Raw genomic sequence first — 24,281 nt, 5'->3', positions numbered from 1 at the left:
GCGCTGCTAGGGTAGTTCTGTTACTCCTGATAGGCTAGCACCAGTTGATCTTTTTGTGATCAATTACCTGTAAGTATTTCTTCACATTAACAATTCCCGAGACTTCATCATGCCTGTTCTCTGTCGTGCGGCGACAAGACTCATCACCATACTGGCGTTTGCCGTTCTGTCGGGCTGCGCCTGGCTGCCGCTGTCGGGTGCTCCGGAGTCATCGCGTATTCAGGGTCTGATGCAACTCACCGCCGAGGGTGCGCGGCTAGAAGCCTGTGCTGGGCCGATCTATGAGATGCGAACGGACGCGGCACTCAGGGCGTTGTTTGGCCAGGTTGCGCCGCCCGGCCAGACAACGGTGTTTGTTGACCTGAATGCAACACTGCTGGCTGATGACAGCATTCAGCCGGAAACGGTCATCCGTATGGGCTCCACCGGACGCGGCTGTTCAGACCTGTACAGGCAGTCAAGCCAGTGGCTTGCGCTGGGTGAGCAGCCTGTCTGGCAGGTGTTGATAGAGCCATTGGGTATGCAGGTGCAGATGGGGCCTGATACAGGCACTCAGAGCGCTTTTATTGCCGAGCAGTTACCCGATAGCGTTCGCAGCTTTCGTACCCGAGAGGGCGAATCGGTAGAGTTGTGGATTTATCCACAGCCCTGTTTTGCCCCGCGCAGCGGCGATTACCATGAACGTACCGCACGTCTACTCTATGCCGGCAAGAGCCTTATTGGCTGCGCCTACCGCGGTATGCTGGGTGACCATCAGCCGCCTAGGTAGGCACTGCGCACCTGCGGATCGCGGAGCAATGCTTCGCCGGTATCCTGGGTAACAATATGCCCGTGCTCCATCACGTAGCCGCGATCTGCCAGTTTCAATGCCTGGTTGGCATTCTGCTCGACCAGAAAGATGGTCACACCCTGGGTACGCAGTTGCTCGATAATCCCGAAAATCTGCTGGATGATGATCGGTGCCAGGCCCAGAGAGGGCTCGTCAAGCAGCAAGAGCTTGGGTTTGCTCATTAGGGCACGGCCGATAGCAAGCATCTGCTGCTCGCCACCGGACATGGTGCCGGCACGTTGCTGGAAACGTTCCTTCAGACGCGGAAACAGCGTCAGAGTAGTATCCATCTGTTCCTGAAATTCATCCTTGTGAGTAAAAAATCCACCCATACTTAGATTTTCTTCCACCGTCAGACGTGAAAAAACTCGTCGCCCTTCTGGGACAATGGCGATGTCCTTGCGCATGATCTCGGCGGTAGTTAGTCCAGTCAGCTCTTCGCCGTTGTAGCGGATGCTGCCGGTTGTCGCTCTCGGGTCACCGCACAGGGTCATCAGTAACGTAGTTTTGCCGGCGCCGTTGGCGCCGATCAGGGTCACGATCTCACCACGTTGCACTTCCAGACTGACGTCATGCAGGGCCTGAATCTTGTCGTAGTGGGTCGATACATTCTTCATGTACAGCATGCAGATTAACCCTCAGGTTTCGCCAAGATAAGCTTTGATCACGTCTGGATTCTGGCGCACCTGATCGGGTGTGCCTTCAGCCAGCGGACAGCCCTGGTTGATCACCACGATGTGATCGGAGATATCCATCACCAGTTTCATATCGTGCTCAATCAGCAGTACGGTCAGCCCATGATCATCGCGCAGTTCAGCGATCAGTGATTTGAGGTCCTCGGTTTCCCGCGGATTGAGTCCGGCGGCTGGCTCATCGAGCATCAGCAGGCTGGGCTGGGTCACCATGCAGCGGGCGATCTCCAGCCGACGTTGCTGACCGTAAGCCAGGGTGCTGGCTGTGCGGTTGGCAAATTCATGCAGACTGACTCGCTCGAGCCAAAAAGCGGCACGGTCCAGTGCTTCCTTCTCGCTGCGTTGGTAGCTCGGCGTCTTGAACAGACCGGCGAGCATGCTGGTATTCATGTTCTGATGCTGCGCGACCATCAGGTTCTCGACAACGGTCATTTCCTTGAACAGGCGCACATGCTGGAACGTACGGATCATGCCCTTGCGTGCGACCTTGAAGCCTGGCAACCCCTGAATTTCTTCCCCATGAAACACGATCTTGCCGCCACTGGGTTTGTAAAAGCCGGTCAGGCAGTTGAATACAGTGGTCTTGCCCGCGCCGTTAGGGCCAATCATCGACACGATCTGCTTCTCGTAAACCTGCAGGGCAACGCCGTCGACTGCCAGCAGACCGCCAAAACGCATAGTCAAACCGGATACATCGAGCAGTGGAGTCAGTGCATTCATGTTTTGAGCTCCATGTGCGGGCGTTTCATTGGTAGCAGGCCCTGGGGTCGCCAAATCATCATCAAGACCATCATCAAACCGAACAGCAGCATGCGGTACTCGTTAAATTCACGGGCCAGTTCCGGCAGGATGGTCATGGTGATCGCGGCCAGAATAACGCCGAGCTGGGAACCCATGCCGCCCAAGACCACGATGGCCAGAATGATCGCCGACTCGATGAAGGTGAACGACTCGGGGCTGATAAAGCCCTGGCGTGCGGCAAAGAAACAGCCGGCAAATCCGGCAAAGGTCGCGCCAATGGTGAAGGCGTTGAGTTTAATGGCAGTGGGATTGATGCCCAGCGAACGGCAGGCGATCTCGTCTTCGCGCAGGGCTTCCCACGCCCGGCCAATTGGCATTCGCAACAGGCGATTGATCACGTAAAGCGTAATCAGCACCAGTATCAGGGCCAGCAAATAGAGGAATATCACCCGGTGGCTGGAATCATAGGCAATCCCGAAGAACTCGTGAAAGGTCTGCATGCCTTCGCTGGCGCGTCGGCTGAACTCCAGGCCGAAGAGGGTTGGCTTGGGTATGCTGCCGATACCGTTCGGGCCATTGGTCAGCCAGGTCATATTGTTCAGCAGGATGCGAATGATCTCGCCAAAACCCAGCGTGACGATAGCCAGGTAATCCCCCCGCAGGCGTAACACCGGAAATCCCAGCAAAAAGCCGAATAGCGCTGCCATGGCGCCAGCCACGACCAATCCGGTCCAGAATCCCAACCCAAAGTACATGGCCAACAGGGCGTAGGTGTATGCACCTACGGCGTAAAAACCGACATAGCCGAGATCCAGCAGACCGGCCAGACCAACCACGATATTCAGGCCCAGGCCGAGCATGATGTAGATCAGCACCAGCGTCGCCAGGTCGATGCCGCCGCGGTTGGCCATGAACGGCCAGACCACGGCGGCAGCGATCAAAAAGCACCATAACAGCCGTTGTACCGCCGGCTTGTCGCGCAGGTCAGACAACTTGGGTGAGGTTTTGGGTACGTTGGGTATTGCACGCCAGAGCGCGTTGATCTGCTCGCGAAACAGATTGAAGAAGAACAGAAAGGCCGCTGCGGCGACGATCTTCCAGATAACATCTTCACCAGCGCCGGTGACGGTCAGTCCGGCGCCGCTCTGTTCCAGGCGCACGCCCATCAGCAGCGCGGTCAGGACTACCACCACCACGGCGGATATGATCGCCGCCTTGAAATTGAGTGACCTCATACCTTTTCTACCTCCGGACGGCCAAGAATACCGCTGGGGCGAAAGAGCAGAATTAGAATAAGCAGACTGAAGGCCACCACATCCTTGTACTCACTGCTGAAATAGCCGGCCGTTATGGCTTCAGTGATACCCAGCAGTAGGCCGCCGAGCACAGCCCCCGGAATACTGCCAATACCGCCGAGTACGGCAGCGGTAAACGCCTTTAGTCCGGCCATGAAGCCGATGTAGGGGTTGATCACGCCGTAATACATACCCAGGAGTACGCCGGCAACCGCAGCCAGCGCCGCACCGATGATGAAGGTCAGAGCAATTATGCCATTGGTATTGATGCCCAGCAGATTGGTCATCTTCAGGTCTTCGGCGCAGGCGCGGCAGGCACGCCCCATGCGCGACTTGGTGATAAAGAAGGTCAGTCCGAACATGGTGATCAGCGTGACTGCAAAGATGATCATTTGCATATAGGACAGGCTAGCGGCGAAGCCATCGTCTGGCCCAATGGTAATGCCGCCGGTAATCATACTCGGCATTGCGATGTCCCGAGAGCCCTGCGCCAGGCGCACCAAATTCTGCAGAAAGATAGACATACCGATCGCCGAGATCAGCGGGATCAGGCGGTTGCCGCCACGCAACGGACGGTAGGCGACACGCTCGATGCTATAGCCATAGGCACTGGTGACAATCATGCTGACCACAAAGGCGCCGATGATCAGCAATGGGAGATATTCGATGCCGAACAAAGCGAGTGTGGCAATGGTAATAAAAGCGATGTAGCTACCGATCATATACACCTCGCCATGGGCGAAGTTGATCATGCCAATGATGCCATACACCATGGTATAGCCGATCGCAATCAGTGCGTAGGTACTGCCGACGGTGAGGCCGTTGAGTATCTGTTGTAGGAAATAATAGAGTGACTCGGGCATGGTCACGGCACCTGGGATAACAGGATGATCAATGCGGGTCAGAGCAGACGGGCATCAAAAAAAACAGGCCCCGGGAAGGTTTTGTCTGCCCCGGAGCCCGAACATGGGTGTTACTCGGTCAGAGCGGTCTTGGTCGCATCAGCGTGCCATTTGTAGACAACAAAGTTGAAGTCCTGCAGATCGCCTTTTTCATCGAAGCTCAAGTTGCCGGTAGGCGTATCGAATACATTGCTGCGCAGCGCCTTGGCGACTTCGAAGGTGTCGGTGCTGCCGGCCAACTTGATACCGTCGGCGATGATTTGCACTGCTGCGTAGGCTGGGAAGACGAAGGGTCCGGAGGAATCCTCATTCTTGGCCTTGAATGCAGCGACCAGTTCGGCGTTGCGGGGATCTTCGTCAAAGGCTTTCGGCAGGGTAACCAGCAGGCCTTCGGAGGCTTCGCCGGCAATGGCTGAAATATCCGGGTTGCCCACACCCTCAGGACCCATGAAGCCCACATCCAGCCCTTGTTCGGCCGATTGACGGAGTATCAGGCCCAGTTCTGGGTGGTAGCCGCCGTAGTAGATAAAGTCAACTTCTTCCTGGCGCAGCTTGGCGATCAATGCAGAGAAATCCTTGTCGCCAGCGGTGATACCTTCAAATACCGGCACAGCAACGCCGCCTTCAACCAGTACGTCGCGCACGGCGGTGGCAATGCCTTCACCATACTGCTGCTTGTCATGGATGACGGCGACTTTGTTCGGCTTGACTTGCTCGACGATGTATTTGCCGGCGGTCGGACCCTGCAGGCTGTCCAGACCGATGGTGCGGAACACCAGCTCATAGCCGCGCTCGGTAATTTCCGGGCTGGTAGACGCCGCGGTGACCATCAGGATGCCTTCATCTTCATAGATGTCGGACGCGGGCTGAGTAGAGCTGGAGCACAGGTGGCCGACGACGAACTGGATTTCTTCGTTGACGATACGGTTGGCAACGGCCACGGCCTGCTTGGGATCACAGGCGTCATCGAACACCACGCCTTCGAGTTGGCTGCCATTCACGCCGCCAGCTTTGTTAATCTGCTCAATGGCCATTTTGGCGCCAATGAACTGCATGTCACCGTACTGTGCAACGGGGCCAGTGACCGGGCCGGCGAGAGCGATCTTGATCGTATCTGCAGCGACTGCAAAGTTGCTCGCGCCGGCAACGGCGGCAGCGGCTATAAACAGGGAGACAGCTTTCTTCTGTACCATTTTCATTTTATTTTCTCGCTTGATATTCGATAGATCGAAGAGTTGGCGGTATCTAATGTCCCGCGATCTGTCCCCTCCCGGAACGGTAATGGCGCAGCTTAGCAATGTGCGTGTGCGCAGGGAATCAGCTGTTAGCAATTTGTGAGTTAATGTCCTCTTGCTGCAACATTATGTCTGAAAGTCGACAAGACCTGATCAGAATAGGCTTTTTTTAACGCACTTGCCGACCAATTGTTGCAAGTCGGTGACTGATGGTTACTATGCGCAGATTCAATATTGCAGAGGATGTAGCCCCATGACAGGTCCCAGTGAAACCTACGCTGCCATTCTTGGTGCGACTTCGCGAATCGAATGGAGCGCGTTGGAGCGGCACTTTGCGGCCGGAAACCTACTCTCGGTCAGTCAGGGACTGGACCTGTTGACCGTGGCGGAGGCCTTTACCCGGGACGATACGGAGCAGGTCCGCCAATGGATGGAAAGCAAGCAGTTGGGCCTGGCTTCGGACGCCGAAGCGGCGGATTGGAGTACACGGGATCCCGATACCTTATGGGCGGTAGTGGTACGTCCATGGGTGCTGGTGCAGGACCGCGCAAGTACCCATTGAGGCGTGTCAGGGACGTCAGACCAATCGCGTTCTCAGCCATCCGCTCAGAGCATCCACTGCCAGCACCAGCAGCAACATCGCCAGTATTACCGTCATGGCCTGGGATTGCTGGAACAGGCTCAGGGTGACGTAGAGCATTTGCCCTAGACCGCCGGCGCCGACAAAGCCGAGTACGGCAGCCATGCGGATATTGTTTTCCCAGCGGTACAAACTGTATGCCAGCCATTGCGGTAGGACATTGGGCAGTGTGCCGTAAAAAAAAGCGGCTGTAGCGCCCGCGCCGCTGTCCTGCAATGCCCGTGCAGGCTGCCGCGGACTGTTCTCCAGCGCTTCGGCAAACAGCCTGCCCAGAACACCGGTGGTGTGCAGGGCGATAGCCAGCGTGCCGGCAAACGGTCCAAGGCCCGCCGCCAGTACCATCAAGGCCGCCCAGACCAGTTCTGGCACCGAGCGCAGCGCGTTGAGCAGCAGCCTGGACAGGCTGCGGCCTGCAGCGCCCATCCGGCCCGCGGCCAGCAGGCTCAAAATGGCACCAGCGCCGATCGCCAGTAAGGTACCTATAGCCGAGATCGCCAGGGTTTCGAGCGCGCCCCAGCCGATCTTGCGCAGCCATGGCGCGGAGCTGTCGGGTGGGAAAAATGACTGCGCATAGGCAGTCATCTGGGCAGGGCCATCCCCCCGGGTCAGCGCGCCCAGATCCAGGTCCAGATACAGAAACGAGGCGATGACCGTTGCCGCCAGAGCGCCGAGCAAAAGCAGTGTCTGCCAGCGTCTGCTCATGCCAGCCTCCGGCGCAGTAGAGCACTCAGTTGGTCGGCCAGCAGCACCAGCAACAGAAAGCTGATCAGGATAGTCACGACTTCGCCGCCGGCAAACATGCGAATCGACAGGTCGATCATCTGGCCCAGCCCACCGGCACCGACAAAGCCCATGATCACCGACGCTCGAATCGCGCATTCCCAGCGGTAGAGCGTATAAGAGGTCAACTCCTGCGCCGCGCCGGGCAGGATGCCGTAAAAGAACGCGCCCAAGCGCGAACTGCCACTTTGCAGTAGTGCTCGGGCGGGAGCCTGATCTACCGATTCATAGATTTCGGCGTAGACCTTGCCCAGCATGCCGCTGTAAGTGATGGCGATGGCCAGAACCCCGGCGGTGGGGCCCAGGCCGACCGCACGGACGAATAATAATGCCCAGACTATTTCCGGAATGCTGCGCAGCAAGACCAGAACCAGCCGTATCGGGTAGCGCGCTACCCCGGACCACCGTGCCGCATGCTTACCCAGCAGGGCCGAAATCGACAGCGCGCGGGTCGCCAGCAGACTCAAGGGCACGGCTAGCAGTAATGCCAGGGTCAGTCCGGCGGTCGCCATGGCCAGTGTTTCCAGTGTCGCAGTAGCGAGCAACGCTAAAAAGTCACTAGAGAGCTCCGGCGGCCAGAAGCCCGCGAGAAAACGCCCAAAAATAGCCGCGTTGTCAGGATCAATCAGCAATGCCGGATTGAACTCGGTCAGCACCAGGCCGGGCCAGAGAATCACCAGGGCGGCAATAGTCATGAACAGGCGGGGCAGGGTGGCGGGATCTCGGCGTGCTGCGTAGGACGCTGCGTTTAGAGACATTGTTGGGCTGCCCAGGGAGTGGTAGCCTCAACGTCGATCGCAGACCCCATGGCATCCGATGGCCGCGAATCCAGCCCATCGTTGGCGTAGAGCGAATCCAGGAGCGATTGGGTGACCTGCGCGGCGGGGCAGTCGAAATGCAGCCGGCCCTTACGCAAACCGATGACCCGCGGAAAATGCTTCAAGGCCAGATCAACCGCATGTAGGCTGGCCACTAGGGTTACCTGCCGTTGGGCGGCCAGATGATTGAGCAGGGCCAGGGTATGGTCTGCCAGTATCGGATCCATTGCTGCAACAGGCTCGTCGGCGAGCACCAGTTCGGCGCGCTGGTAGAGTACCCTGGCGATGCCGACGCGTTGCAATTGGCCACCCGATAGCTGATCGCATCGGTTGAACAGCTTTTCGGCCAGATCCAGCGGCGCCAGTGCCTGCTCGACGCCGTCAATATCCAGTGGATAGCATAGGGAGAGCAGAGCCCTGGGCAACGACCATTGGCCCAGTCGCCCGGCCTGCACCGCGGTTACCACCCGCTGGCGCGGAGGCAAAGGCGGGCTCTGGTGAATTAGACCGATGCGGCTGCGCAGGTGTTTCAGGGCCCCGGCGCGTAGCTCTGTGGGGGCTTCGCCGAGCAGGGTCAATTGCCCGCTGGTGGGCATCAGCCCCGTAGCGAGCAGACGCAGCAGCGTGGTCTTGCCAGCGCCGGATGAGCCAATGATGGCCACCCGCTCACCCGCTTCGATACGCAGGTCCAGACCCTCTAGTGCGGCCAAACCGCCGGGATGAATCAGGCCCACCCCCTGGAGTGCGACACCCATGACTTACTGCAGCAGGCCGGCAGCGCGTGCGGCCTGCTCGATGCCAGCATAGTTTTCCGGGCTGGTGTCAATAAAGCGGCTGGCGCGCTGCAGATCAAGAATGGCTTTGTGCTCGGGGTTCTCGGGGTCAAGCTTGAGAAATGCCTGGCGGATATTCTCGACCAGGGCGGGATCGAGATCGCCGCGCACTGTCCAGTTGTAGTCAAAATAGGTCGGTGTGCGCTGATAAACCCGTACCTTGTCAGTATCTACCTTGCCCTCGGCAACCAGCTTGTCCCAGACCGACGCATTCAGCACGCCTGCATCCACTCGGCCGGATTCGACCCAGGCGGCTGTGGCGTCGTGGGCGCCGGAATACGCGATACGGTTGAAGAAACTGTCCGCATCAATGCCTTCCTGCTGCAGGAAGTAGCGCGGCATCAGATGGCCTGAGGTCGAGGAGACCGAACCGAAGGCGAAGCTTTTGCCTTTAAGGTCGCTGTGCTGGTGTACATCTGGATTGGCGGTAATAAAGGTGCTGGTAAAAACCGCGTCCTGCTCGCGCTGAACCACGGGTATCGCATTACCACTGCGCAGGCGCGCCTGAACGAAGGTAAAGCCGCCGAGCCAGGCCATATCCAGGCGCCCAGCGCCCAGCGCTTCGACCACACCGGCATAATCTGACACCGGCTGAAAGGTCACGGGCATACCCAGTTCCTGCTCGAGATATTTGCCCAGGGGCTCGAACTTGCGCAGCAGTTCAGTTGGCGCTTCGTCAGGAATCGCTGACACACGTAAAGTCTGAGTTTCAGCAGCCAGGGGCAGGGGAGCAAACAGGGTAGCAACAGATAGGCACACACCAGCTAGGACGGCCAGGGGACGTTGAGTAATCGACATGTATTTCTCCGGTTCAATAGCGGAAGACTACCAATCAGGTGTCGAATCCGACCGGGGCATGGCGCGAGTGTAGCATGGGCAATGGATGTCCGGCTGCTTGCCTGGCTCTGCACGGGTGTCCGGATTATAATCGACTGACCCATACCCAGAGGATTGCCGCTCTATGTCATGGCCCCTGTCAGCCAACGTGTCCATGCTGTTTACCTCTCTGCCGGTACTTGAGCGTATTGAGGCTGCCGCGCAAGCGGGATTTGGCGGCGTCGAGATCCAGTTCCCCTACACAACACCCGCAACGCAATTGCGCGACGCCATGCAGCGCGCCCGGATGCCGTTGGTGTTGTTCAACCTGCCGGCCGGCGATTTATTGGACGGGGGCGCCGGGTTGGCTGGTGTTCCGGGGCGGGAGCAGGAATTTGCCCGGGCGCTGGATCAGGCGTTGGCGTATGTAGCCATAGCCAGGCCGCAGCGGGTCAATGTGCTACCTGGACGATGGGTCGATGGCGTGTCACAGGAGACGGCCCTGAGCACCTTGCACAGCAACCTGCGGTCGCGGCGGATGCCTTTTCGTCGGTCGGTGTCGAGGTAGTCTGCGAGGCGATTAATCGGATTGATATGCCAGGTTTCCTGCTGGCTACCGGCGAAGAGCTGGCGCAGATGATCGAGCGCGTAGGGCATCCCAACCTCTCGGCTCAGCTTGATTTTTATCATATGCAGCGAATGGATGAGTCTTTACCGCAGGTGATCGAGCGGCTGCAGGGCCTGATTGGCCATGTTCAATTTGCCGACTCGCCCGCACGGGGCGCGCCGGGTAGCGGTGTGATCAATTTTGCCCAGGCCTTTGCGGCGCTGGATCGCAGTGGCTATACAGGCTGGATTGGCGCCGAATACCGATCAGCAGCGCAGACGCCCGATGATCTGCTGTGGCTGGACGAATGGTTGCAAGCGGGTTATATCAAACCGCCGGGCCACACCGAATAACCTCGGCGTCGGCAAGCTTTTCACCGTCCTCCGAACGCAGCCAACCCACCGATCGAAAGCCCCTGCGCTGCACCTCGAAGGTATAGCGCCCACCGGCCGTAAAGTTGGCATAGCGTACGCCAACAATACAGCGTTCCCATTGGGGCTCGCCGAGCATGCCCGCGCCGACTGTCGAGCCGGGCATTTCAAAGTGGTGGCGTACCTGCAATGTGTGAGTGCCGGGTGTCAGATCATCAAAGCGCAAGCCGTCTACCAGCTCGCTATCGAGCCGATAGGCTTCAATCCGGTCGCTAACAAGCGTCTCTAGGCTTACTCTGGCTTGGCCAGTCGACATTTCCCTTTTGGGGCTGGACGTAGAGCAGGCGCCTAGTAGAACTGATGCCGCTAGCAGAACGCCCAGCATTACTGAGTTGCGGGGTATTGCCTGCATCACAAGGTGTCTCCTGTATCAGCTTTGCGCAAGGCACGTTCTATGTTGAGCCCAATGATAAGTGTGCCAATGATCTCGCTGTGTTCTGGTTCGCGTACGGGGATACTTATATGCACCTGATACGCCTCGGTTGATTGATCATAGGTTAGTTCGCTGATGAAAGGTGTCGTTCCCAAGGCGAAAAAAGCTTCGGAGAATTTGGCTTCATCGCCCTGCCAGTAATCCGTAGTGCGTTCGCTTGCCGCGACCAGCAGGCCAAGGCGATCTGTCAGCATAATCTCTGTTATCAAACCGTCGCTCTGGTTCTGCTGGATCTTGAGCCATCGAGAGGTGTCCCGAGCCAGCAAGGCATCTACCATAGGTGTTGTGCCGTCGGCTATTTCACGCATCCATTGCCCATCGAGTGTCACAATGTTCGCTATCGAAAGCTGGTTATGGTGTTGGTTCTGCTTTTTTACTGCGCTAAGCAGCTCTGCTCGCGAAGCCCAGTGCGCGTAGAGTCGCTTATGCAGTTTAAGCAGTGTCGACTTCTCGCCGTTGTCCAATGACGGTGTTTCATCCAAGCAATAGAATACGTGCTGATTGAATCGTTTGAGCAGTTCTGGTTTTCTTGCTAGCAAGCGGTTCGAGAAGTACACGCCGAGGGTGGCATATTTGTAGAAATGCTCGTATTGCGGTCGCAGATCAACGTGCTGTCGAATCAGCTCTGTGCGGAGAGTGCGGTGATCGGCCATGAAACGGTCGATACGTCCGCGCGCTAGCAGTTTAAGAAGTTGCTCGGTGGATCCGGCTAACTGATCAACCTTTACCCCCTGCTGCTCTAGCCAGATCAGTTGATTACTACCCCGTATAGCGCCGGTACGCGGTGCTGAAAGCGCTGCATTGGGTCTGGTTGCCTCCATGTTGCTGTACCAATACCATTTTTCCAGAGCCAGAGGCGCAGAGAGCGTAGCGTATGAGTCTGCGTCGATCATTTTGGTTGCGGAAAAGAATCCATCGGCGCGCTTATACTCGACTTCATACATGGCGCGCTCCCATGGCATGACTTTGATTGTGTAAGGTTGCTGCATCGCGTCGAATACGCAGGCCAGTGCTCGCACCGAAGAGCCTTGCAGGCCATTCTCGGTGCTCACCTGGTAGGGTGGAAATAGATCGGTGTTGAGTACGATGGGTGTCGCCTGAGCACTCAGCGTCACAAACAAAGAAATCCAGAGGGTAAAGCAGCGCATTGTATCCATCGGTAGATTCGTCCTGCTGTCTAAACATATGGCTCGATTATAGCCGATGATCAACGTGGGGCCGGGCACTGTTTTGGTCGACACTAAGTGATAAACGCTGATCAACCTGAATGATGAATCTGGTCTGAATGGGCGATTGCGCGCATGCTATTCATCAAATCTATAATTATGCCGCAAAGATAACCAGCGGCGCGCATCAGGAGAAAATCTATGCAGGATCTGAAAGGTAAAGTCGCAGTCATAACCGGTGGTGGCAGTGGTCTGGGTCGTGAGTTCGCCCTGCGTTGCGCCGCACGGGGCATGAAGCTGGTGCTGGGGGATGTCGACGAAGCCGGCATGCAGGAAACCCTGAATCAGATCAAAGCGCTGGACGCCGGTATTGAATCCGTCACCATGCGCCTGGACGTCTCCAAGTTGGAGCAGGTTCAGGCTTTTGCCGAGCTAGCCAAAAGCCGTTTCGGTGGCGCGCATCTGTTATTTAATAACGCCGGTGTCAGCGTCGGCGGGCCCGTATGGATGAATACCCAGGCTGATTGGGAGTGGGTTGTCGGCGTGAATGTGTACGGCGTTGCCTGGGGCCTGAAAGCGTTTATCCCGATGATGATCGAGCAGGGCGAAGGTCATGTGGTCAATGTTGCCTCTGCCGCAGGTTGGATCAATGGTCCGAGCATGGCCATCTATAACGCGACCAAGCATTCGGTCGTGGCCATCTCCGAAACACTGGCGCTGGACCTGCGTGACGTCGGCGCCAATAACGTCGGTGTGACCGTGCTCTGTCCGGCTTTCTTTCCCACCGGCATCCACGACTCAGCCCGCAACCGCCCCGCAGATATGGCCGATACCCTCGCCCCGAGCGCAATCGACCAGGAACGCGCCGCAGCGCTGAAAACAGCCGTAGAAAAAGGCCGAGTCAAAGCCGCCGACGTAGCCGAAATGACCCTCAAAGCCGTCGAAGACGATCAGTTCTACGTCTTCCCGCACCGCAAGATCAAACAATTGATCGCCATGCGCGCAGCAGCAGCGGATGCAGAAAAAACCGTTTTCGACTCAATGAATCCGTAAAACTCGGACCCCCGTGGCCGGGATGAAATCCGGCCACGCCAAAACCTCGATACTCCTGCGGCCGCGGGAACCCATTTATTTTTACCCAGCCATCGCTAACCGCCTGTCACACACACCTACACGGCCACGTAACAAGAACCCCTCAACCGCCGACCTCACCTCCTGCAGCGCCGTCTTGTGCTCAAGCTCCAGAAAGTGTCCCGTATGCGCAATCGCCGCAAACTCCGATTGTGGCGCCAACCCAGCAAACTGCCTGGCGTCCTCCGGTGGCGCATAGCGGTCCCAAGCGCCATTCACAAACAACAGCGGTACATCAATATGGCTGACACAGCTCATGTACTGCGCCGAATCCAGATCCCGTACCTGCCGCACATGCATCAACATCTGCGCGTACTCGAACGCCTCCAGCGAACTCACATGACGAAAGTTGCAGCGCTTAAACAGGGAAGGCAGGTGTTCGCCGATGGTCTCGTTGATCAGTTCGCCAATCGCTCGACGATCGCACTCGCCAAGGCAGTGCTGTGCACGGTCCAGATAGCCTTGCATGGCTGTATTGAGAGTCGGTGAAAAGGAGCTCACCACTGCGCTACGAATCCGCGCGGGACGGCGGGCCAATGCCAGCAAGGTGGCGACACTGCCCCAGGAAAATGACAATAGATGATCAGCGCGAAATAGCTCAATGAGATCGAGCAATATTAATGCCTCATCCTGCTTGTCGATCATTGCCATGCCCGGGTTGTGCTGCCGTGACAGACCCTGATAGGGCTGATCGAACAGCACCACATTGAACAGTGGCTGCAAATAGCGCGCTGACTTGCTAAATGATGCGCTGGTTGCCAGCGATCCATTGACCAGGATAATAGTCTCACTGGTGCGCGAATTGGGGTACAGGGTGGTATGGACTTTCAGATCGCGATGCACGCGAACAACGGATTTTTCGGCATACATGGTTCACCTCATGGAGTTACTCGGCATGTGCCATAGCTAACCCCATGGGGATGACAGGGACATTGCAGCAGCCCACTAAAGTATTTCTCACCCACGCCGATAAAAAATCATCGGACTGGCGCACGAATGGCGTCAAAATGCTGCCAAAGGTTGTGAGAAGAGTTTTTAGTGAGCTAACTGGTTGACAAGAAAACAAAAACTTTTTTCGAAAAAAACCTAAAGCTAAGAGCCATTACGCCGATACAGTACTTGAATGCGAACTCAATGGGTGCCTGGGCAAAGCCGGCCCGCGAGTCGCAAGCTCAGGCAAACAAACTAGGTTTACGAGGTAATACATCATGGCTCTTACAGTCAACACGAACGTAGCATCACTCAACGCCCAGCGTAACCTGGGTACTTCTTCCAGCAACTTGCAGACTTCCCTCGAGCGTTTGTCTTCGGGTTCGCGCATCAACAGCGCCAAAGACGACGCAGCCGGCCTACAGATCGCCAACCGCCTGACCAGTCAGATCAACGGTCTGGGTGTGGCAGTACGTAACGCCAATGACGGTATTTCTCTGTCTCAGACAGCTGAAGGCTCTTTGCAGGAGTCGACCAACATTCTGCAGCGCATGCGCGACTTGGCTCTTCAGTCGGCTAACGGCGGTATTGGTGACTCTGAACGCAAAGCGTTGAATGAGGAAGTAGTGCAGTTGAAGAACGAGCTGGATCGTATCTCTACCACTACCCAGTTCGGAAGCAAATCGTTGCTTGATGGTAACTTCGCCGAGAACATCCAGGTCGGTGCCCAGGCTAACCAGACCATCAGCGTTAAAATCGACAGTTTCCGTACGACCGATCTGGGTACGAATGCTAGCCGTGACGCAACGATTGCTTCATTGTCGTCTGGTGCTGCGCCGACCACTCTGGCTATCGCTGCGGGTTCTGCTGGCACAGCGGGCTCAGCTTCGATCTTCACTGGTGCAGTGGATCTGAGCGGTGACTTGTCCGGTGCTGCTGCGGTTACTTTTGCCATCGAAGACGGAACTAATCTTACAGCTGACATCACCCTTAACAGCGCCTCTAGTGCGACCAACCTGACTACTGTTAATAACGCTCTAAGTACGGCGAACATCAATGCGACAGCTACGTTTGATTCGTCTGGTTTCCTGATTCTGACTGAAAATGCGGTGGGCGGTAACTTCAGTGCCCTGCCGTTGAATGTGGTGAATGGTACCGCGGGTAGTGCCGCCGCTGTTGGTGGTTCCAACGTGGCGGGTACTGCTACAGTGGCTCCTTTAGTTGGTAACAACGCCTTCGACATAGCCGTAAATGCTGGTGCAGCTCAGACCATCTCTATCGACGCTAACTCCTACACTACCCTGGAGTCGCTGGCTGACAACATTAACCAGCAGATTGCTAATAACGCAACGCTGGTTGGTGAGGTTCGCGCTACGGTTGACCAGGGCAAGTTGCAGTTTGTAACGACTGACACGGGTGCGGCTGCTGATATCACTCTTACGGATACCGCTGGTAACGTAGGTGGTTTGGCAAACCTTGGCTTCACTACAGGCGCAACTGCTGCTGGTGTTGCTGAAGGTGCTCAAGCGGCTAACTCAGTGGAGAAAATTGACATCACCACGTCGGCCGGTGCTCAGTCTGCCATCGCTACCATCGACGCCGCGTTGAAAGAAGTAGACGTAACACGCGCCTCACTGGGTGCGATTCAGAATCGCTTTGAATCGACCATCAGTAACCTGCAAAACGTATCCGAGAATGCGTCCGCTGCCCGCGGCCGTATCCAGGATACTGACTTTGCTGCAGAAACTGCTGCTCTGACCAAGAACCAGATCCTCCAGCAGGCTGGTACTGCGATCCTGGCACAGGCTAACCAGCTGCCACAGGCTGTTCTTAGCCTCTTGGGCTAAGTTCGAAACGGAGCTAGACTGCGGGTGGGGGGGAGTGAGCTAACGCTTCCCCCTGCTATTTTCTTTATGAGGTAAGTATCATGGAAATGGGCGTTCTCAAACCCTTTGAAATCACTAGTAGTGTGCGCACCGGTGTTTCGGTTGGAGCGGCTAAAGCTAATTTAGCAATTGGTGGGCAAACGGCTGAAGTGCTAAGCCGGAATGCTGTAGAGCCAGCAGTCGAGACCAGTCGTGAAACACTTCAAGCGGCAGTGTCCGATATGCAAAATTTCGTCCAGTCGGTCCGGCGTGATATCAACTTCAATGTAGATGACAGCAGCGGCCGGGTGGTGATTAATGTGACCGAGGCGGTGAGTGGCGATGTGATTCGTCAGATTCCCTCGGAGGAAGCGCTACGGCTCTTGGAGAATCTCTCCGAAATCCGCAGCCTTTTATTCAAGGCAGAAGCCTGAGGGCTCTGCTGGCCGGTTTGGCTGGCGCATAATTTGCTTGCTAAACCGGAACATTCTATTCGGTAAGCAGACCGTCAATTTTCGGTCGAAGAGGCAAGGTATATGGCTATTCAGGGACTTGGTCTGGGCATAGGGTCTGGTCTGGACATTAACAGCATCGTCAAGGCGCTGGTTAACGCTGAAAGCGCACCCAAGACTGCCCAGCTCAATCGTTTGGAGCGTTCGACCACTTCGACGTTTTCGGGGCTGGGTCAATTTCGCAGCGCGCTCTCCGAGTTTCAGTCCACGCTCAAAGACCTGAATAACCCTGCACTGTTCGAGAAGCGCACTGCGTCCTCGGGTAAAGCCGATGTGTTTACTGTCAAGGCGGACGTAACAGCCAATGCCGGTAATTACAGCGTCCAAGTGTTCAATCTTGCTCAAACCAGCAAGGTCGCCTTGCGCGGTGTAGCCAGCCCGACGGCAGAGATTGGTACCGGCAACCTGACCGTTAGCGCGGGCGACAAGACATTGAATGTTAACGTGTCGGCGGCCAACAACAGCCTCACCGGTATTCGTGACGCCATCAATGCCGCAGGCAAGTCTTCGGGTATCAGCGCCACGATCGTCAACGATCCCAGCGGCGACGGTGGGGCGCGATTGGTGTTGGGCTCTTCTGACTTTGGTACGGGCAAGGATATCAGCGTCAGTTCGACTTCCAGTTCGGGCGATTTGTCTGTCCTTGATTTTAGCCCTCCTCCGACAACAGACTTTGCCGCCCCGGCGGCCGATCCCGCTAATCCCCTTGAGCCCCGTGTGATCAGTTATGCGCGTGATGCCAAGGTGGCAATCGACGGCATTACCATCAGCAGTGCCAGCAATGAGATCAAGGATGCCATACAGGGTGTAACTGTCACGTTGAAAAAGGCTCAGACCGCCGAAGACCTGACCGCGGCATCCAGTATTAATCTCAATGTGGGTGAGGATCGTGCGGGTGTTCGATCAACCGTTACCAATTTCGTTGATGCCTATAACAAACTCACCAGCACTATTGACTCGTTGACCAAGGTGACACCTGTAGGTGGAGATGACGGTCAGCCTCTGGCAGCGGCCCTGGTAGGCGATGCCTCCGTGCGCTCATTTTTGTCTTCAATGCGTAACGAACTGAGTACCCCTGCCAGCGGCGATGGGGCCTTCAAAATTCTTGCCGACCTGGGCATCTCCACACAGCGCGATGGTTCGCTAGCGGTGGACGACACCCGCCTGACCGCGGCGTTGAACAATAATTTTGACCAGTTGGGTGGCTTTCTTACCGGCGCAGACGGTTTGATGGCGCGATTGGAAGGCAGGGTCAAGCCCTACGCAGGGGCCGGTGGTATTCTGGAAAGCCGTACAAGTGCGCTACAGAACACCCTTTCCAGCGTAGACGATCAGCGCGAGCAGCAGGTGCGGCGCATGGATAAGCTTGAAGCGCGGCTTTTTTCCCAGTTTAATGCGATGGACGCTCTTGTTGCCCAGCTGTCCGGTACCAGCGATTACCTCGTTGGCGCGCTAGATAACCTTCCCGGCGTCGTCAGACAGGACCGTAGATAAATGAAAAGCCCGATCGATACCTACAAGAAAGTCAGCATTTTCCAGGAAGTCTCCCAGTACAGCGCTGTGCAGCTTCTGCTCAATGGTGCCATTGAGCGTGTCAAGCTTGCCCGTCATGCCCAGGCAATTGGTAATCCCGAGCGTCGGGGGCTGGCGGTGAGTAGTACGCTGAGCATCATAGGTGCGTTGCAGGCTGCCCTGGACAAGGATCTGGGTGGCGAGATCGCCGAGAATCTGGATGCCTTGTACGATTATATGACGCGCAAACTCGCCGGCGTTGCGCTGGATGACACGCCGCGCAGCCTGGATGAGGTTCAGGGTCTCCTCGAAGAGATCAAGGGTGGCTGGGATGCAATCGGGCCGGACCTAAGTGTTGCGCAAGAGTCCCCCCGCGCTTGATGGCTGCGGGGTGCATCGCACCCCGCACAATGTTTTATCTTTTATCTCAAGAACCCTCTAAAGTTTTGCTACGTTCGCCGATACAGGGGTATGTGTTATTAACCTCAGGATATCCCCATGAATGCCTACGCAGCGATGAAGCAGTACCAGACCGTGAACGTCAATGCCCAGGTCAGCGAGGCAAATCCCCATCGTTTGATTCAGATGCTCCTTGAGGGTGGCTTGCAGCGTATTGCGCAGGCCAAGGGTGCGATGCAGTACAAGAATATTCCTCTCAAGGGCGAGCTGATCGGCAAAAGCATGGGTATCGTGTCTGGTCTGCGTGGCGCGTTGGATACCGAGAAGGGCGGCGAGGTGGCGGCGAATCTGGATAGCCTTTATGCTTATATGCTGCAGCGTCTGACTACGGCCAACCTGAAAAACGATCCAGCGATGCTGGATGAGGTGGCGGCTTTGCTACGTGATGTGAAGGAAGGCTGGGATGGCATTGGCCAACACTGAGGAAAAGATCATGACGGTTGCAGTCAAGCAATTGGAAGATACCCATCGCGCTTTGGTTGAAGCAGTTCACTCGGGCGACTGGCAGCAGGTCAGTAGTCTGGATGGCGTCTGCCGTGAGCTCGTGGCTCAGGCCATGGCGCAGGAGAATCGCGACGATCAGGCATTGGCCGATGCGTTGGATAATCTGTTGGTGACCTACCGTGAAGTGGTTGCGCTGTGCCAGGCGGTGCAGGGCAAGCTGGCTGAAGAGCTCCAGGATCTTCAGCGGAGCAAGCAGGGTGCCAAGGTGTACCAGATGTTTGGCTGATAAGCCTTCCAGGTTATCCGTTTTACCAGGCACTCTGAGTTGCATCCTTCATTGCGTCATAAATTCGCGCCAAGTATTTGACTCCCGCAGCAAATCTGACTACCTTTGATCAACGCTTGTCGGTGTGGCAAAACGCTACCAAAGCCTTGTGCCGTTATTGTGCATTTACAGGACACCCGCCCCCCCTATGTTGCCCAACAGCCATATCCTGCTGATCGATGATGCGCCACACAGTAGTCAGGACCTGAGTGTCATTCTGGCCTTTCTGGGCGAAGACGTTATCTTGACCACCTCTGCTGACTGGCAGAAGGCTGTGGAAGAATACACAGACTGCCCTGGTACGTTCAAATGCGTGATTCTTGGCGCCTGTGATCATCCCAGTGGGGTGCAGGGGCTGCTTGGCCAACTGGACAAGTGGGACGAGAATCTGCCCGCTATCCTGCAGGACGATGAGCAGGCTTCGCGTTGGCCCGAGCATTTGCGCCAGCGCTTGTTGGCGGTATTGACCCCGCCCCTGGGTTACAACCAGCTAATAGACGCCCTGCACCGTGCCCAGGTGTACCGCGAGGTATTCGACGAGCGTAGCCGTCAGCGTCAGCGCGAGCCCAATCTGTTTCGTAGTCTGGTCGGTACCAGCCGTAGCATCCAGACCGTGCGGCAGATGATGCAGCAGGTCGCCGATACCGAGGCCACGGTGCTGGTCTTGGGCGAGTCAGGCACCGGCAAGGAAGTGGTCGCGCGTAATCTGCATTACCACTCCAAACGTAAGGACCAGCCGTTTGTGCCGGTCAACTGTGGTGCGATCCCGGCTGAGTTGCTGGAAAGCGAACTCTTCGGTCACGAGAAAGGCGCTTTTACCGGGGCTATTACGACCCGCGCGGGTCGGTTTGAGCTTGCCCAGGGTGGCACCCTGTTTCTCGACGAAATCGGCGACATGCCGCTGCCCATGCAGGTCAAGTTGCTGCGCGTCCTGCAGGAAAGAACTTTTGAACGCGTCGGTAGCAACAAGGTGCAGATAGCTGATGTACGCGTAATAGCCGCCACGCACAAAAATCTCGAAACCATGATCGTGGAGGGTGGTTTTCGCGAAGACTTGTATTATCGCTTGAATGTGTTTCCGATCGAGATGCCGGCCATGCGTGAACGCATAGAGGATCTGCCGGTACTGCTGAACGAGCTGATTACACGCCTTGAAAAGGAAAAGCGTGGATCGATTCGCTTCAGTACTTCAGCGATCATGTCTCTGTGTCAGCACGACTGGCCGGGCAACGTCCGTGAGTTGGCCAATCTGGTTGAACGCATGGCGATCATGCATCCTCACGGGGTGATTGGTGTGGGTGAGTTGCCACGCAAATTCCGCTACGTGGAAGATGATCAGGAAGATCTGCGTAATATGAAGCTCGACGGTGATGAGCGCGATGAGGCGTTTAACGGTCTGGTCGGCTTGGATAGCCCTGCCTACCTCCCACCGGAGGGTCTGGACCTCAAGGAGTACCTGGGTGGTCTGGAACAGACGCTGATTCAGCAGGCGCTCGATGACTGCAGCAGCGTTGTTGCTCGGGCGGCGGAGCGGCTACGCATCAGGCGTACGACCCTGGTGGAGAAGATGCGCAAGTACGGAATCAATCGCGGCGCCGAGCTGTCAGAAGACTGACGCAGATAGGTTGTAAATATCGCAAGCAATTGATTTTAATAAAAATATTATTGATGGCACAAGCTTTGCTTTGTAACCCCTGACGAGACGTATTGTAATCAGGGGATACCCAATGGTTCTGACCGCCCAAGACCTGCCACACACCGAGACCGATCAGCCGATCGTAACGCCTGTTGAACGCCCGCAACGCACTGAGGCACAGCTAGAACGTGCACACGCGCTGTTTGAGGATATGTCTGCCAGACTGGCTTCCTCCTATGGCCTTATGCAGGAGCAGGTTTCATCACTGCAAAACCAGCTAGACCAGACGCGTGTGCAGCGCGATCAGGAGCTGGCGGAAAAAGCCTGCCTGACCTCGCGCTTGCAGAATTTGCTGGATCTGCTGCCCGGGGGTGTAGTGGTGCTTGATGGCCATGGCCGGGTGCGTGAAGCTAATCCCGCCGCCAGGGAATTGCTCGGTGAGCCGCTGGAAGGGCAGTTGTGGCGGGACCTGATTCGTGAGCGCTTTGCACCCCAGGATGACGACTACCACGAGGTCTCTCTGCGCAGCGGCCGGAGGGTGTCTCTGGCGACGCGGTCACTCAATGGCGAGCCGGGGCAGATCATTCTGGTCAACGATCAGACCGAGACGCGTCAATTGCAAAGCCAGTTGGCACGCCACGAGCGGTTGTCTGCTCTGGGGCGGATGATTGCCTCTCTTGCCCACCAAATCCGCACACCGCTTTCTACCGCAATGCTCTATGCCAGCCATTTAAATGACACCAGCCTGCCGCTGATCCACCGTCAGCGTTTTGGCGAGCGTCTGACCAGCAGATTGCAGACCATAGAGCATCAGGTACGCGACATGTTGCTGTTTGCCAAGGGCGATCTGCCACTGACTGAGCGTATGACCGTGGCTGAATTATTCAGCGCGCTGCGTCAGCAGGCAGAGCCCATGCTTGGTCAGGCAGGTGCTATGTGCCGCTGGGACAACCGTTGTGCCACCGATTCGGTGCTGCGCTGTAACAGTGACACCCTGATTGGCGCGGTGACCAATTTGATCGACAATGGAATTCAGGCGGGCGGACATTACCCCCAACTCAAGGTGTGCGCGCGGTTGATTGAAGGACAGCTGAGCCTTACGGTGGTTGATATCGGCTGTGGGATGAATGCTAAGCAGCGGGCTCAGATTGGTGAGCCCTTCTTCACCACGCGCTCGCAAGGTACGGGTCTTGGTGTGTCGGTGGTCAAGTCGGTGTTGAAGGCCCACGGCGGCGCCTTTTACTTGCGCAGCAAAGCGGGATGGGGTACTTGCGCTGAATTACTGCTGCCGCTTCAGTCGGCTGATGCCTTGCACAATGGTCGGGAAGCTCTGTCATGAGCAAGCGGCCACGTATTTTGCTGGTAGAGGACGATCGAGCTTTGCGCGAAGCGCTGGCCGATACGCTGACACTGGGTGGCTATGATTTTTTCGAGGCTGGCGACGGTGAGTCGGCCTTGGCACTGCTGCAGCGCGAGGCTGTCTGCATGGTGGTGAGTGACGTGAATATGCCAGGCATGGATGGTCACGGTCTGCTGCGGGTCCTGCGCAAGGAGTACCCCCAGTTGCCAGTGCTGCTGATGACGGCCTACGGCACCGTGCAGAACGCGGTCGGGGCGATGCGTGACGGTGCAGTGGATTACCTGGTCAAGCCTTTCGAGCCCAAGGCGTTGCTTGACCTGCTGGGCCAGTACGCGCTGGGTCGACTGCAGAAAGGTGACCTGGATGGACCCGTAGCGGTCGAACCGAGCAGTCAGCAGCTTTTGCAGCTGGCTAACCGGGTAGCCGCGAGCGAGTCGACCGTATTGATTTCTGGCGAATCCGGCACCGGTAAAGAAGTGCTGGCGCGATATATTCACCAGGCCTCAACCCGGGCGCAGCAGCCGTTCATTGCCATCAATTGCGCGGCAATACCGGACAACATGTTGGAAGCGACCCTGTTTGGCCACGAAAAGGGCGCCTTTACCGGTGCTGTGGCCGCTCAGTCGGGCAAGTTCGAACAGGCCAATGGCGGCACGCTGTTGCTGGATGAAATTTCTGAGATGCCCCTTGCTCTGCAAGCCAAGCTGCTGCGCGTTTTGCAGGAGCGAGAAGTGGAGCGCGTGGGTGGACGCAAGCTGATTCAGCTGGATATTCGAGTGATTGCCACCACCAACCGGGATCTGCCGGCGGAAGTGGCTGCCGGGCGTTTTCGCGAGGATCTTTACTACCGTCTCGGCGTATTTCCGTTGCAATGGCAGCCGCTGCGGGGCCGGGTCGGCGACATCGTTCCGATTGCCCAGCGCTTGCTGGACAAGCATATCCGTAAAATGAATCAGGCCCCGGTGCGCTTTGCAATGGATGCTTGCCAGGCCATGCAGCAGCATGCGTGGCCGGGTAATGTGCGCGAACTCGATAATGCGGTTCAGCGTGCGTTGATATTGCAGCATGGTGGCGTCATTCACGCGCAGGACCTTTGCCTGTCAGTATTGCCGGGTAGTCCGGTCACGCCCGCTGCGACTGGAGCGCTGGATAGGCAAGCTTTTGTTGCTCCTGCCGCGCAGGCCGCCACAGGCTATGCGCATAGCGTGTTGATGGATGCCGGCAATCCGTCGCCACCCATGCGCGAGGGCGCCATGCAGCTGCCCCATACTGCCAGCAATCTGACGACTGACCTCGGTGTCGGCGTTCGCCAGCGCGAGTATCAGTTGATTCTGGATGTATTGCGCGCTGAGCGGGGCCGCCGTAAAGAGGCGGCTGACAAGCTGGGTATCAGCCCGCGGACCTTGCGCTACAAGCTGGCGCAAATGCGTGATGCTGGGCTGGATGTTGACGTCCGCCTGTAAAATCCCCTTTCTTTAATCGTTGGCACTCTTCTTGCTTTATCAATTCTAAAGCTACAGTCGCCGTCAAAAAAGTCACGGCTTGGAGGTTGGTATGACCCAGGGTGTCGAATTTAATCGCTTGATGTTGCAAATGCGCTCCATGCAAATGGAAGCCATGGGCCGTCCGCAAGCGCCCACGCCCATGGAGCAGAACGTCAGCGCCCCGGCTTTTGATGATTTGCTGAAGAATGCGGTGGACCGCGTAAGCGAAATGCAGAAGACTACTTCCGAACTGCAGACCGGTTACGAACGCGGGGACCCCGGCATTGACCTTACTGAAGTGATGATTGCGTCGCAGAAATCCAGCGTTGCGTTCCAGGCAGCTTTGCAAGTGCGGAACAAGATGGTGTCTGCCTACGAAAGCATCATGAACATGCCCATCTGATT

At 56.8% G+C, this 24,281-nt stretch carries 25 protein-coding genes and 1 pseudogene; 14 read left to right on the top strand and 12 right to left on the bottom strand.

Going from position 1 to position 24,281, the window contains the following annotated elements:
• Positions 1-109: 109 nt before the first annotated feature.
• The gene (locus ACJAXR_RS00870) at positions 110-769 is read left to right on the top strand and encodes a hypothetical protein (protein WP_415056366.1); all 660 of its coding nucleotides are present in this window, start codon (positions 110-112) and stop codon (positions 767-769) included.
• Here the strand turns inward: ACJAXR_RS00870 and ACJAXR_RS00865 are convergent.
• From ACJAXR_RS00865 to ACJAXR_RS00845, 5 genes are all read right to left on the bottom strand, one after another.
• Positions 754-1,455, bottom strand: coding sequence for an ABC transporter ATP-binding protein (locus tag ACJAXR_RS00865; protein ID WP_415056365.1), 702 nt, complete (start codon positions 1,453-1,455; stop codon positions 754-756). The genes ACJAXR_RS00870 and ACJAXR_RS00865 overlap by 16 nt on opposite strands.
• A 12-nt stretch (positions 1,456-1,467) precedes the next feature.
• Positions 1,468-2,241: a high-affinity branched-chain amino acid ABC transporter ATP-binding protein LivG gene (gene livG, locus ACJAXR_RS00860; protein ID WP_415056364.1), complete on the bottom strand. Its 774-nt coding sequence runs from the start codon at positions 2,239-2,241 to the stop codon at positions 1,468-1,470.
• A complete protein-coding gene (locus ACJAXR_RS00855) occupies positions 2,238-3,497 on the bottom strand; it encodes a high-affinity branched-chain amino acid ABC transporter permease LivM (RefSeq protein ID WP_415056363.1) in 1,260 nt (419 codons plus the stop codon). The genes livG and ACJAXR_RS00855 overlap by 4 nt, the downstream gene beginning before the upstream one ends.
• Positions 3,494-4,420 (bottom strand): high-affinity branched-chain amino acid ABC transporter permease LivH, encoded by a 927-nt coding sequence (gene livH / locus ACJAXR_RS00850; protein WP_415056362.1) that lies wholly within the window; start codon positions 4,418-4,420, stop codon positions 3,494-3,496. The genes ACJAXR_RS00855 and livH overlap by 4 nt, the downstream gene beginning before the upstream one ends.
• 110 nt (positions 4,421-4,530) lie before the next feature.
• The gene (locus ACJAXR_RS00845; RefSeq protein WP_415056945.1) at positions 4,531-5,652 is read right to left on the bottom strand and encodes a branched-chain amino acid ABC transporter substrate-binding protein; all 1,122 of its coding nucleotides are present in this window, start codon (positions 5,650-5,652) and stop codon (positions 4,531-4,533) included.
• A 295-nt stretch (positions 5,653-5,947) separates the two neighbouring features.
• Between ACJAXR_RS00845 and ACJAXR_RS00840 the strand changes: the two genes are divergently transcribed.
• Entirely contained in the window at positions 5,948-6,256 is a 309-nt protein-coding gene (locus tag ACJAXR_RS00840; protein WP_415056361.1) for a DUF2288 domain-containing protein, read from the top strand.
• Between the two features lie 15 nt (positions 6,257-6,271).
• Here ACJAXR_RS00840 and phnE read toward each other — a convergent pair whose 3' ends face one another.
• The 4 genes from phnE to ACJAXR_RS00820 are packed head-to-tail and all read right to left on the bottom strand — an operon-like array spanning position 6,272 to position 9,557.
• On the bottom strand, positions 6,272-7,036 hold the full coding sequence (gene phnE, locus ACJAXR_RS00835) for a phosphonate ABC transporter, permease protein PhnE (protein ID WP_415056360.1): 765 nt from the start codon (positions 7,034-7,036) through the stop codon (positions 6,272-6,274).
• Complete coding sequence (locus tag ACJAXR_RS00830; protein ID WP_415056359.1) at positions 7,033-7,872, bottom strand: PhnE/PtxC family ABC transporter permease; 840 nt, start codon at positions 7,870-7,872, stop codon at positions 7,033-7,035. Before ACJAXR_RS00830 ends, phnE begins: the two co-directional genes overlap by 4 nt.
• Positions 7,863-8,687: a phosphonate ABC transporter ATP-binding protein gene (locus ACJAXR_RS00825; protein WP_415056358.1), complete on the bottom strand. Its 825-nt coding sequence runs from the start codon at positions 8,685-8,687 to the stop codon at positions 7,863-7,865. Before ACJAXR_RS00825 ends, ACJAXR_RS00830 begins: the two co-directional genes overlap by 10 nt.
• 3 nt (positions 8,688-8,690) lie before the next feature.
• Positions 8,691-9,557 (bottom strand): putative selenate ABC transporter substrate-binding protein, encoded by an 867-nt coding sequence (locus tag ACJAXR_RS00820; protein ID WP_415056944.1) that lies wholly within the window; start codon positions 9,555-9,557, stop codon positions 8,691-8,693.
• A 169-nt stretch (positions 9,558-9,726) separates the two neighbouring features.
• Between ACJAXR_RS00820 and ACJAXR_RS00815 the strand changes: the two are divergent.
• A pseudogene (locus tag ACJAXR_RS00815) lies at positions 9,727-10,541 on the top strand (hydroxypyruvate isomerase family protein).
• Here ACJAXR_RS00815 and ACJAXR_RS00810 read toward each other — a convergent pair.
• Together ACJAXR_RS00810 and ACJAXR_RS00805 are read right to left on the bottom strand one after the other, a co-directional pair.
• Positions 10,516-10,971, bottom strand: a complete 456-nt coding sequence (locus ACJAXR_RS00810) for a hypothetical protein (RefSeq protein WP_415056357.1) — start codon at positions 10,969-10,971, stop codon at positions 10,516-10,518. The pseudogene ACJAXR_RS00815 and the gene ACJAXR_RS00810 overlap by 26 nt on opposite strands.
• On the bottom strand, positions 10,971-12,209 hold the full coding sequence (locus ACJAXR_RS00805; RefSeq protein ID WP_415056356.1) for a hypothetical protein: 1,239 nt from the start codon (positions 12,207-12,209) through the stop codon (positions 10,971-10,973). The genes ACJAXR_RS00810 and ACJAXR_RS00805 overlap by 1 nt, the downstream gene beginning before the upstream one ends.
• 210 nt (positions 12,210-12,419) lie before the next feature.
• On the opposite strand from ACJAXR_RS00805, the gene ACJAXR_RS00800 reads away from it, so the two are divergent.
• Positions 12,420-13,271: an SDR family NAD(P)-dependent oxidoreductase gene (locus tag ACJAXR_RS00800; RefSeq protein WP_415056355.1), complete on the top strand. Its 852-nt coding sequence runs from the start codon at positions 12,420-12,422 to the stop codon at positions 13,269-13,271.
• Positions 13,272-13,352: 81 nt separating this feature from the next.
• Here the strand turns inward: ACJAXR_RS00800 and ACJAXR_RS00795 are convergent, their stop codons facing one another.
• Positions 13,353-14,219, bottom strand: coding sequence for an alpha/beta fold hydrolase (locus tag ACJAXR_RS00795; protein ID WP_415056354.1), 867 nt, complete (start codon positions 14,217-14,219; stop codon positions 13,353-13,355).
• A 338-nt stretch (positions 14,220-14,557) separates the two neighbouring features.
• Here ACJAXR_RS00795 and ACJAXR_RS00790 point away from each other — a divergent pair, with 338 nt between their 5' ends.
• From ACJAXR_RS00790 to fliE, 10 genes are all read left to right on the top strand, one after another.
• Positions 14,558-16,126: a flagellin gene (locus tag ACJAXR_RS00790; protein WP_415056353.1), complete on the top strand. Its 1,569-nt coding sequence runs from the start codon at positions 14,558-14,560 to the stop codon at positions 16,124-16,126.
• A gap of 80 nt (positions 16,127-16,206) precedes the next feature.
• Positions 16,207-16,578, top strand: coding sequence for a flagellar protein FlaG (locus ACJAXR_RS00785; protein WP_415056352.1), 372 nt, complete (start codon positions 16,207-16,209; stop codon positions 16,576-16,578).
• 102 nt (positions 16,579-16,680) lie between these two features.
• The gene (gene fliD / locus ACJAXR_RS00780; RefSeq protein ID WP_415056351.1) at positions 16,681-18,150 is read left to right on the top strand and encodes a flagellar filament capping protein FliD; all 1,470 of its coding nucleotides are present in this window, start codon (positions 16,681-16,683) and stop codon (positions 18,148-18,150) included.
• Complete coding sequence (gene fliS / locus ACJAXR_RS00775) at positions 18,151-18,549, top strand: flagellar export chaperone FliS (protein WP_415056350.1); 399 nt, start codon at positions 18,151-18,153, stop codon at positions 18,547-18,549. It abuts the gene before it with no gap.
• 117 nt (positions 18,550-18,666) lie between these two features.
• Positions 18,667-19,050, top strand: a complete 384-nt coding sequence (fliS, locus tag ACJAXR_RS00770) for a flagellar export chaperone FliS (RefSeq protein WP_415056349.1) — start codon at positions 18,667-18,669, stop codon at positions 19,048-19,050.
• Positions 19,031-19,357 carry a flagellar protein FliT gene (gene fliT, locus ACJAXR_RS00765; protein ID WP_415056348.1) on the top strand — a complete coding sequence of 109 codons (327 nt, stop codon included), beginning with the start codon at positions 19,031-19,033 and terminating at the stop codon, positions 19,355-19,357. Before fliS (ACJAXR_RS00770) ends, fliT begins: the two co-directional genes overlap by 20 nt.
• A gap of 187 nt (positions 19,358-19,544) precedes the next feature.
• Positions 19,545-21,011 (top strand): sigma-54 dependent transcriptional regulator, encoded by a 1,467-nt coding sequence (locus ACJAXR_RS00760; protein WP_415056347.1) that lies wholly within the window; start codon positions 19,545-19,547, stop codon positions 21,009-21,011.
• A 112-nt stretch (positions 21,012-21,123) separates the two neighbouring features.
• Positions 21,124-22,371: a sensor histidine kinase gene (locus ACJAXR_RS00755; RefSeq protein ID WP_415056346.1), complete on the top strand. Its 1,248-nt coding sequence runs from the start codon at positions 21,124-21,126 to the stop codon at positions 22,369-22,371.
• On the top strand, positions 22,368-23,855 hold the full coding sequence (locus ACJAXR_RS00750) for a sigma-54-dependent transcriptional regulator (RefSeq protein ID WP_415056345.1): 1,488 nt from the start codon (positions 22,368-22,370) through the stop codon (positions 23,853-23,855). The genes ACJAXR_RS00755 and ACJAXR_RS00750 overlap by 4 nt, the downstream gene beginning before the upstream one ends.
• A 91-nt stretch (positions 23,856-23,946) precedes the next feature.
• Positions 23,947-24,279: a flagellar hook-basal body complex protein FliE gene (gene fliE / locus ACJAXR_RS00745; protein ID WP_415056344.1), complete on the top strand. Its 333-nt coding sequence runs from the start codon at positions 23,947-23,949 to the stop codon at positions 24,277-24,279.
• The last annotated feature ends 2 nt before the right edge of the window (positions 24,280-24,281 follow it).

The organism is Halopseudomonas sp. (assembly GCF_047631575.1).
In the GTDB taxonomy this organism is placed as follows: Bacteria; Pseudomonadota; Gammaproteobacteria; order Pseudomonadales; family Pseudomonadaceae; genus Halopseudomonas.
This window is presented reverse-complemented; position numbering and strand designations above follow the sequence as displayed.

Excerpts from the sequence above, each read along its gene's own strand:
- livG (WP_415056364.1), bottom strand. The coding sequence starts at position 2,241 with ATGAATGCACTGACTCCACTGCTCGATGTATCCGGTTTGACTATGCGT.
- fliT (WP_415056348.1), top strand. The coding sequence starts at position 19,031 with ATGGCATTGGCCAACACTGAGGAAAAGATCATGACGGTTGCAGTCAAG.
- fliS (WP_415056350.1), top strand. The coding sequence starts at position 18,151 with ATGAAAAGCCCGATCGATACCTACAAGAAAGTCAGCATTTTCCAGGAA.
- ACJAXR_RS00800 (WP_415056355.1), top strand. The coding sequence starts at position 12,420 with ATGCAGGATCTGAAAGGTAAAGTCGCAGTCATAACCGGTGGTGGCAGT.
- ACJAXR_RS00750 (WP_415056345.1), top strand. The coding sequence starts at position 22,368 with ATGAGCAAGCGGCCACGTATTTTGCTGGTAGAGGACGATCGAGCTTTG.
- ACJAXR_RS00805 (WP_415056356.1), bottom strand. The coding sequence starts at position 12,209 with ATGGATACAATGCGCTGCTTTACCCTCTGGATTTCTTTGTTTGTGACG.
- ACJAXR_RS00845 (WP_415056945.1), bottom strand. The coding sequence starts at position 5,652 with ATGGTACAGAAGAAAGCTGTCTCCCTGTTTATAGCCGCTGCCGCCGTT.
- ACJAXR_RS00830 (WP_415056359.1), bottom strand. The coding sequence starts at position 7,872 with ATGTCTCTAAACGCAGCGTCCTACGCAGCACGCCGAGATCCCGCCACC.
- livH (WP_415056362.1), bottom strand. The coding sequence starts at position 4,420 with ATGCCCGAGTCACTCTATTATTTCCTACAACAGATACTCAACGGCCTC.
- ACJAXR_RS00790 (WP_415056353.1), top strand. The coding sequence starts at position 14,558 with ATGGCTCTTACAGTCAACACGAACGTAGCATCACTCAACGCCCAGCGT.
- phnE (WP_415056360.1), bottom strand. The coding sequence starts at position 7,036 with ATGAGCAGACGCTGGCAGACACTGCTTTTGCTCGGCGCTCTGGCGGCA.
- ACJAXR_RS00840 (WP_415056361.1), top strand. The coding sequence starts at position 5,948 with ATGACAGGTCCCAGTGAAACCTACGCTGCCATTCTTGGTGCGACTTCG.
- ACJAXR_RS00810 (WP_415056357.1), bottom strand. The coding sequence starts at position 10,971 with ATGCAGGCAATACCCCGCAACTCAGTAATGCTGGGCGTTCTGCTAGCG.
- fliD (WP_415056351.1), top strand. The coding sequence starts at position 16,681 with ATGGCTATTCAGGGACTTGGTCTGGGCATAGGGTCTGGTCTGGACATT.
- fliE (WP_415056344.1), top strand. The coding sequence starts at position 23,947 with ATGACCCAGGGTGTCGAATTTAATCGCTTGATGTTGCAAATGCGCTCC.
- ACJAXR_RS00760 (WP_415056347.1), top strand. The coding sequence starts at position 19,545 with ATGTTGCCCAACAGCCATATCCTGCTGATCGATGATGCGCCACACAGT.
- ACJAXR_RS00865 (WP_415056365.1), bottom strand. The coding sequence starts at position 1,455 with ATGCTGTACATGAAGAATGTATCGACCCACTACGACAAGATTCAGGCC.
- ACJAXR_RS00825 (WP_415056358.1), bottom strand. The coding sequence starts at position 8,687 with ATGGGTGTCGCACTCCAGGGGGTGGGCCTGATTCATCCCGGCGGTTTG.
- ACJAXR_RS00855 (WP_415056363.1), bottom strand. The coding sequence starts at position 3,497 with ATGAGGTCACTCAATTTCAAGGCGGCGATCATATCCGCCGTGGTGGTG.
- ACJAXR_RS00785 (WP_415056352.1), top strand. The coding sequence starts at position 16,207 with ATGGAAATGGGCGTTCTCAAACCCTTTGAAATCACTAGTAGTGTGCGC.
- ACJAXR_RS00870 (WP_415056366.1), top strand. The coding sequence starts at position 110 with ATGCCTGTTCTCTGTCGTGCGGCGACAAGACTCATCACCATACTGGCG.
- ACJAXR_RS00795 (WP_415056354.1), bottom strand. The coding sequence starts at position 14,219 with ATGTATGCCGAAAAATCCGTTGTTCGCGTGCATCGCGATCTGAAAGTC.
- fliS (WP_415056349.1), top strand. The coding sequence starts at position 18,667 with ATGAATGCCTACGCAGCGATGAAGCAGTACCAGACCGTGAACGTCAAT.
- ACJAXR_RS00755 (WP_415056346.1), top strand. The coding sequence starts at position 21,124 with ATGGTTCTGACCGCCCAAGACCTGCCACACACCGAGACCGATCAGCCG.